Origin of the sequence: Collinsella sp. AM34-10, from assembly GCF_003469185.1 — a bacterium.
In the GTDB taxonomy this organism is placed as follows: domain Bacteria; phylum Actinomycetota; class Coriobacteriia; order Coriobacteriales; family Coriobacteriaceae; genus Collinsella.
The window spans coordinates 108,635-116,798 of record NZ_QSIL01000009.1 but is presented as its reverse complement, the minus strand read 5'-3'; the positions used below and the strand labels follow the sequence as shown (position 1 = coordinate 116,798).

Annotated in this window: 3 protein-coding genes and 6 tRNA genes; all 9 read left to right on the top strand. The window is 56.5% G+C overall.

What is annotated here, in order from left to right:
- Positions 1 to 569: 569 nt before the first annotated feature.
- Positions 570 to 659 (top strand) — tRNA-Leu (locus DW823_RS09045).
- 59 nt (positions 660 to 718) lie between these two features.
- On the top strand, positions 719 to 3,064 hold the full coding sequence (locus tag DW823_RS09040) for a SpoIIE family protein phosphatase (protein WP_118081900.1): 2,346 nt from the start codon (positions 719 to 721) through the stop codon (positions 3,062 to 3,064).
- Between the two features lie 81 nt (positions 3,065 to 3,145).
- Positions 3,146 to 3,892 carry an anti-sigma factor antagonist gene (locus tag DW823_RS09035; RefSeq protein WP_118081898.1) on the top strand — a complete coding sequence of 249 codons (747 nt, stop codon included), beginning with the start codon at positions 3,146 to 3,148 and terminating at the stop codon, positions 3,890 to 3,892.
- Between the two features lie 105 nt (positions 3,893 to 3,997).
- A tRNA-Gly gene (locus DW823_RS09030) sits at positions 3,998 to 4,073 on the top strand.
- A gap of 35 nt (positions 4,074 to 4,108) precedes the next feature.
- A tRNA-Cys gene (locus tag DW823_RS09025) sits at positions 4,109 to 4,182 on the top strand.
- A gap of 42 nt (positions 4,183 to 4,224) precedes the next feature.
- A tRNA-Gly gene (locus DW823_RS09020) sits at positions 4,225 to 4,300 on the top strand.
- 475 nt (positions 4,301 to 4,775) lie between these two features.
- Positions 4,776 to 4,851: transfer RNA gene (locus DW823_RS09015), tRNA-Gly, on the top strand.
- A 3-nt stretch (positions 4,852 to 4,854) separates the two neighbouring features.
- A tRNA-Val gene (locus DW823_RS09010) sits at positions 4,855 to 4,929 on the top strand.
- 637 nt (positions 4,930 to 5,566) lie between these two features.
- The gene (gene nrdD, locus DW823_RS09005) at positions 5,567 to 7,789 is read left to right on the top strand and encodes an anaerobic ribonucleoside-triphosphate reductase (RefSeq protein ID WP_118081896.1); all 2,223 of its coding nucleotides are present in this window, start codon (positions 5,567 to 5,569) and stop codon (positions 7,787 to 7,789) included.
- The last annotated feature ends 375 nt before the right edge of the window (positions 7,790 to 8,164 follow it).

Below are 8,164 nucleotides of genomic sequence, written 5' to 3'. Positions count from 1 at the left end.
CACCGCGCGGACCGCGTCTGATGGTGTCGACGTCAATGGTATACGGGTGCATCATCGACGTCTTCAATACAGAAGATATCAGTGCGGAGTGTTCTGAAAAGTAACACCAGGGCGGGCCCTACGTTAACTCGGCAGGGGGAGTGCGATTCCCTGATCGCTCGCTTAATCTGATAGGGAATTGTGTGAGGCCGGAGCCTTGGCTCCGGCCTCCCCATATAAGGGCTCGGCAAAGCCGAGCCACCAAATTTGCATCAGCCCCCAGAACATGTTTGAGAACGGTGCCTGGAGTACGTGGACGTAGGGCCGGAACGGGGTCAGCTTCCCAACGCATTCCGCAGGGGGCGGTACATTTTGTAGCGCGAAGCGCGAATCAAAATGTACCGCATGCCCGAGGACGCGTTGGGAAGCTGACCCCGTTCCGGCCCGGACATACGGATCTACCTGCACATTTACAAATTCGTAAACTTTTTTGAAAAAAGTGCTTGCACAGTTCTCGAATCATAGGTTATTATCTTCTTCGTTGAACGCGCGGGTCCAACAAAACGAACTGCGAATCAACAACATAGCATGTCGGAGTGGCGGAATTGGCAGACGCGCTAGCTTGAGGTGCTAGTGACCGCTTTTTGGTCATGCGGGTTCAAGTCCCGCCTCCGACACCATCGCATTTGAGAAGCCTCTTCGGAGGCTTTTTTGTTACCGATAGACGGTGAGGTCCACGATGGAAACGCTTGAGCGCAACGAGTGGGCAGACGTTGCCCAACTGGTCGAGATCACGAGCGATGCTGTCATCATTTGTGAGCTCGACGGAACCATCCTGCATGTGAATAATCGTTTGCTCGATCTGATGTGCGAGGAGCGCGCTGACGTCATCAACGGTGATGTCAAGGACGTTCTGTACTCGTCTGCCTTTGAGCGCGCGACCGAACATCGTCTGCCGTTTGAGACCGATGGCTGCGAGAGCGAGCTGATGCTCAAGTTGAGCGACGGGTCCTTTATTCCCGTCTTGGTTCGCGCAGGTTCCGTTACGCCTCCGCGTATCTTTGGACGCCGCGCGCCGCGCGTCCTGGTGGCGCTTCACAGCATCGAAGAGCAGTATTCCCACGATCGTCAGCTCAAACGTGCGCTATCGGAGCTTAGGGTGGCGAATAAACGCCTTTCGGGTACCCTTTCGGTCATTATGAGTACCGTGGGCTCCAATGAGCTCCCCAGCTTGCTCGATACCGTTTTGAATCAGCTCGTCGGAACGCTCGATGCCTCTGGAGCTGCGATTTATTTTTCTGAGAGCGGCGGTTTTAAGCTCCGCGGTGTTTCCAAGGAGCTGCATGATAGCTACCTTCCCGAATTTATGCCGTACGGCGCGGGCATTCCGACCTACGTGCTTCGTGAGTCGCGTGCCTGTCGTCTGTCGATCCAGCAGGACCTTGAGGGCGACCGGGTTGCTTCGGGTATGTTCATTGATTTGGACAATCGTTCCAAACACTTGCTGCGCGTGCAGGATATGCCTCCGTATCGCAGTGAGATCTGTCTTCCCGTGTTTTACGGCACGCAGGTGCTCGGCGTGTTGGAGGTCGGTTGGAAACGTCCACAGGCGCCACTTGCCTATGACCTTAACGTGCTCGAGGTCATCTGCGATTACCTGTCTATTCAGATGGTCGGCATGGCGTCGAGCTTACGTTCGCGCCGCACGGCAGAACTTGGTCGTTCGCTCAACGTGCTGCGCGATGAGCTTTTTACCTATCTTGATGATCCCGTCGTCGCTTCGCGCGCGGTATCGTCGGAAATTTGCGCCGTGCTCAACTGTCATTTTTGCCCCGTGGAGTATGATGCGGGCCTCGAAACCTATGTCATCGATTTTGAGGGCGGCAGTCGCGTAGCGTTGCCGGGCGATCCGGAGTCGCTCTTCTTTTCTGTCACGACGCCGGCAGCGCGCCTGGGATCAGCTTCCGATGGGTTCGAGACGTCGGTGCTGGGCGGGACGAGCGCTGACGATCTCAAACACGTGCGCCTAACGCGCGTGGATGAATCCACGCCTATGGGTGCATGGCTGAGAGCCCACGGCCTGCCGTGTCAGGGACTGTATGTCGACTCCGGTATCGAGGCGGGGCGCTATCGCTCGGAGGCGGATGACAAGCGAAACAACGATGCGATCGTTCACGCTGATGTCGCAAAGGGGCCGACAACGCGCGCCTTGCTGCTCCGTGATGGCAGCCAGGAACCAATCGACGACCTTGAATACGACTACATGGTGCATTTGGCTCACGATTTTGAGCTGATCTATGAGGGTGAGTCTCAAAAGCGCGAGGAGCGTCATATCGCTCAGACGCTTCAAATCGGCATGAGAAATTCGCTTGGTGACGTTCCGGGAATCGCCGCCGATTCGGTGTACCTATCGGCAACGAATTCGGCGCTGGTCGGCGGTGACTTCTATACGCTTGTTCGTCTTCCCGATGATTGCGCCGTTATGATTTTGGGAGATGTGTCCGGCAAGGGAATCGAGGCGGCGTCGATGTCGGCGCTCGTCAAGACGGCGCTGACGGCCTATGCCTGGGAGGGTGCGGGGCCTGCCCGCATGGCTCGCTCGCTCAACAGCATGCTCATGGGCTTTTCGAGAGTCGAGACGTTTGTGACGGCGTTTATCGCCAAGATCGATCTTAAGGCGGGTCGCGCTACCTATTGCTCTGCGGGACATCCTCCCACTATGGTCATTCGGCCGTCGTCGACGCCGCTTGGTGGCGGCGAGACCTGCGGGGGAGAAGTGGAGCTCCTTGGGTGTCAATCGGGCGTGATCGGTGCCTTTGAGAGTATGGTGTACGAGACGGGCGTCTTTACGTTCGCTCCTGGTGACATGCTCTTTATGTATACCGACGGAACGATCGAAGCGCGCGATCGCTCTGGTGCTTTCTTTGGCGAGCAACGCCTTCGCGATCTTTTGCTCTCTGTTTCGGGTGAGGGCGTATCGGGAATCTGCGGTAAGGTCTTGAGCGAGCTTGACCGCTTTACCGAGTCGGCGCTGGACGATGATATCGCGTTGGTGTCCCTTGAGTTTTTACGGGGCCGATCATAGGCTGCGACGCTTGAGGGGCGAAACCTACGCGGTTGTAGATATGTGTGCATCGAGCGAGCTCTTTTGGGGAACCATGGTCGTATGAATGAGTGGAATGACATAGCGGTTTTGACGCCACCGGGTGATGTCGACATCGCCTCGGTGCCCGCGCTGCGCCGACGGTTGGATAATTTGATCGACCGGGGCGTGCGCCGCGTTGTCATCAATTGCCAGGCCGTGGGCTTTATCGACTCGACGGGTTTGGCGTTTTTGCTTACACGCGCCAGAGAGCTCATGAGGCGAGAGGGCCTGCTTTCGCTCGTTAACGCCTCCGATGAGGTCATTCGCTTTTTGGAGATTGCCCGACTTGTCGACATCCTCCATGTTGCGGGCTTCGCTCGGGAGTCGATTCCTGCCATTCCGGTGGGGGAATTGCCTCGCTGGAGCAAGAGTGTCGAGGTGCGCCAGGGTATCGAGAACCTTCCATACTATCGTCATCGTATTGCCGAGCTACTCGAATCGCTTCCCCTGAGGCGTGATGAGCGCTATGACGTCGCATTGGCATCGGGCGAGGCGCTGGGCAACGCGTATGACCATGCGGGCGGTGTTGGCTGTATCCTGACGGTTCAGGCCTACGGGGACCGTGTTGTGCTCGAGGTGCTTGATCGGGGCGCTGGCTATTCTATCGATGGGGCGAGCGAGCCGGTGGCATCCGAGGAACGCGGACGTGGTATCAAGCTTATGCGCATGCTCGTCGATAATGTGGAGGTTACCCGTCGCACGGATGGTGCCGGCACACGCGTTCGGATGGTGAAGCTGTTTAGCTCGGCATTGGAATCGTGCGCTTAGCGCCTTGGGTTGACATGATTTCCCTGCGTGAACTTGCTTTGAGCAACTTTTTTGAAAAAAGTACTTGCGTCTTTTGGATAACTCGCGTAAATTAATAACCCGCAAGCGGACATGGCTCAGTTGGTAGAGCACAACCTTGCCAAGGTTGGGGTCGCGGGTTCGAGCCCCGTTGTCCGCTCCATTGCATTTCCGGACCGTTCTTAACGGTCCTTTTTCGGCGAAGTGGCCAAGTGGTAAGGCAGAGGCCTGCAAAGCCTTTACCCCCGGTTCGAATCCGGGCTTCGCCTCCAGACAACATCCGGGCGCTCCGGCGCCCGTTTTGTTTTACATATGCGGACATGGCTCAGTTGGTAGAGCACAACCTTGCCAAGGTTGGGGTCGCGGGTTCGAGCCCCGTTGTCCGCTCCAAACGCAGCAGCCCGACTACCACGGTAGCCGGGCTTTTTCGTAACCATCGCATGGGCTCGAAACCGAGAGGGAGCGAGCGTTAAGCAAACGCGGAGCGTTTGTAGCGAGCTGGCGAGGTCGCCGGCAGGCGGCCGAAGTCGGTGCGGATCCGCGAAGCGGATACGCGGACGCCCCGTTGTCCGCTCCAACTATCTTACGCGGTTCTAACAAACCGCGTTTTTTGTTGACGCTGCGCGGGCTCCGGGTGCCCCATCTTGCCCCTCAATCGTCGGTCGCGTACATAAAGTACGCTTCCCTCCTCTTTCGCGGCAACCTGGGGCACCCGGAGCCCGCTCGCTGTTGTGGCCGGGGGAGTGTGCCATCAGTTCTTTTCGCCTGATTGGTCAATCCGTTCCAGAGGCTCGAACTATTTTCAAATTATTCGAAAATAGTTCTTGCATTCGGGGCGACTATCCCGTATATTAAATCCTCGCAGGCGGACATGGCTCAGTTGGTAGAGCACAACCTTGCCAAGGTTGGGGTCGCGGGTTCGAGCCCCGTTGTCCGCTCCATTTGGGCGTTTAGCTCAGGGGGAGAGCGCTTCCCTGACACGGAAGAGGTCAGAAGTTCAAATCTTCTAACGCCCACCAAATGTTCGCAGCTCAGAGGCTATGTCCTCTGGGCTGTTTTGTTTTTTGCCACCAAGCGCGCCGCCAAATAAGTCATCAAATATTGATCCAAGGTCCGTACGCGATGGTCTTCGCATCCCGTAGGGGTGCCGGCAGATTGCATGTGTCCTGGCCCATCATGACCGCAACATGTTGGTCAAGCATAATCTTTTGGATTCTTTTGGCGTGAGCGGCTTGGTTTTGGTGCTATTTGGCGGCGGCACGGTTGAGGGGGTTTCAAAACTGCTGTGCAGGTAGTTGGGTTGATAACGTTTTAGCAGTCTGCCAAGAGGCCTTCATTTATAATGCGTCTGCAAATTGACCAATTGCTTTGACCTGCTGAAACACTATATGTTGTGTTTGACCTAAAAAAAGAATACAGGATATAGATGCCTCTTTGTCGTATGATAGATGGCGGACAGAGAACGAGAACCTTATTCGCCCCATTATTTGGATGGATCTTTGAGCCCCTGGATTGGTTGCGAGGATTGTCCGCATGAGGGCCTATGGTTATCGAGAACACAGATTGCGCAACGGCGCCGCAAGACAGGGTCAAACCCTGCCGGGCATCGTTTGGCTCTGAAGCGCAATGAGGCTACGATGCGAAAGAGGCAAGAGGATGAAGATCATCAAGCGCAGCGGCACCGAGGTTACCTTTGACATCGATAAGATCGTCAATGCGATCCGCGCCGCAAACTTGGAGGTCGAGGAAGGCTCTCGCCTTACCGACCGCCAGGTGATCTATGCGGCACAAAACGTCGCCGAGGCATGTGAGAAGGCCGGCCACACCGTATCGGTCGAGGAGATCCAGGATCTGGTCGAGGACGAGATTATGCGTCTCGACTGCTACGAGGTCGCCCGCCACTACATCATCTACCGCTATGTTCAGAGCCTGAAGCGCCAAAAGAACACGACCGATGACAAGATCCTGTCGCTGATTGAGTGCAATAACGAAGAGGTCAAGCAGGAGAACTCCAACAAGAACCCGACCGTCAACTCCGTTCAGCGCGACTACATGGCCGGCGAGATCTCCAAGGACCTGACGCAACGCGTGCTGCTGCCCCAGGAGATCGTGGATGCCCACAACGAGGGCCTGATTCACTTCCACGATTCGGACTACTTCGCCCAGCATATGCATAACTGTGACCTGGTGAACCTGGAGGATATGCTCCAGAACGGCACCGTTATCTCGGGCACGCTGATCGAGAAGCCGCACAGCTTCTCGACTGCTTGCAATATCGCGACGCAGATTATCGCCCAGGTCGCCTCTTCCCAGTACGGCGGTCAGTCGATTTCGCTGACCCACCTGGCTCCGTTTGTCGAGGTAAGCCGTCAGAAGATTCGCGGCGAGGTTGCCCGCGAGCTCGAGGAGCTTGGCGTCTCTGCGTCTGCCGAGAAGGTCCGTGAGGTCGTTGAGGACCGTCTGCGTGACGAGATCCGTCGCGGCGTCCAGACGATTCAGTATCAGGTCGTGACCCTTATGACCACGAATGGCCAGGCGCCGTTCGTGACGGTCTTTATGTATCTTAACGAGGCTCGTACGCCTCAGGAGAAGCACGACCTTGCCATGATCGTGGAGGAGACGCTTCGCCAGCGCTACGAGGGCGTTAAGAACGAGGCTGGCGTGTGGATTACCCCGGCATTCCCCAAGCTTATCTATGTGCTCGAGGACGATAACGTTCACGAGAATTCCCCGTACTTCTACCTGACCCAGCTGGCTGCCAAGTGCACCGCCAAGCGCATGGTGCCCGACTACATCTCTGAGAAGAAGATGCGTGAGCTCAAGCTGTCTAAGGGTGAGACCGCCGGCAATGGCGATTGCTACACCTGCATGGGTTGCCGCAGCTTCCTGACGCCCGACCGTTCGGGCAACGGCTTTAACAATGTTGCCAACGCGCTGAACTATGACCCGACCAAACCTAAGTACTATGGCCGCTTTAACCAGGGTGTTGTGACCATCAACCTGCCTGATGTCGCACTGAGCTCGCATCAGGACATGGACAAGTTCTGGAAGATCTTCGACGAGCGCCTTGAGCTGTGCCATCGTGCCCTGCTGTGCCGTCATGAGCGCCTGATGGGTACGCTTTCGGATGCCGCACCGATTCTGTGGCAGTACGGCGCCCTGGCGCGCCTTAAGAAGGGCGAGACGATCGACAAACTGCTCGTGGGCGGCTATTCCACCATCAGCTTGGGGTATGCCGGTCTGTATGAGTGCGTCAAGTACATGACGGGCCACAGCCACACCGAGAAGGAAGGCACGCCCTTTGCCATGGCCGTCATGCAGCACATGAACGACAAATGCGCCGAGTGGAAGGCCGAAAGCGATATCGACTTCTCGCTGTACGGCACCCCGCTTGAGTCGACGACCTACAAGTTCGCCAAGTGCCTGCAGCGTCGTTTTGGCATTATTCCGGGTGTGACGGACAAGGGCTACATTACCAACAGCTACCACGTCCATGTGTCCGAGGAGATTGATGCTTTCGATAAGCTCAAGTTTGAGGGCATGTTCCAGCAGCTTTCGCCGGGCGGTGCTATCTCCTATGTCGAGGTTCCCAACATGCAGGACAACCTTAAGGCTGTCATTCGCGTGATGCAGTACATCTACGACAACATCATGTACGCCGAGCTCAACACCAAGAGTGACTACTGCCAGGTGTGCGGCTACGATGGCGAGATTAAGATTGTCGAGGATGACGGCAAGCTGGTGTGGGAGTGCCCCAACTGCGGCAACCGCGATCAGGAGAAGATGAACGTCGCCCGTCGTACGTGCGGCTACATCGGTACTCAATTCTGGAACCAGGGTCGAACCGAGGAGATCCGCGACCGCGTGCTGCATCTCTAGTACCGCTTCGGGGCTGAACCGAGAGGGCCGCTTGGACATTTGCTCGCTATTTCGGACAGTCCTGCGCAAGACGAAGGCCACATTAAGTGGCCTTCTTTGCGTGCGGAACCCATATCGAGCAAAAGCCCAAGCGGCCCCCTCGGTTCAGCCAAGTTGACGTAGCTGAGATGCAGTATGCGGTCTGCTCACTCCTCGAAGTTCTTAGCGGAAATAATTCGAGCTGCAGCTGCGATTTGCTTGCGATAGCGGTTGAGCTGCAACAAAGTTTTTATTAGACCTCGAACCCTATACTCGATGTTCGCTTCGTTCACCGAGTATCGCTCGCGAGGGGTCTGGAGCATATCGTCCCGCCCGCAGTTTCGCAGGCCGAAGGCC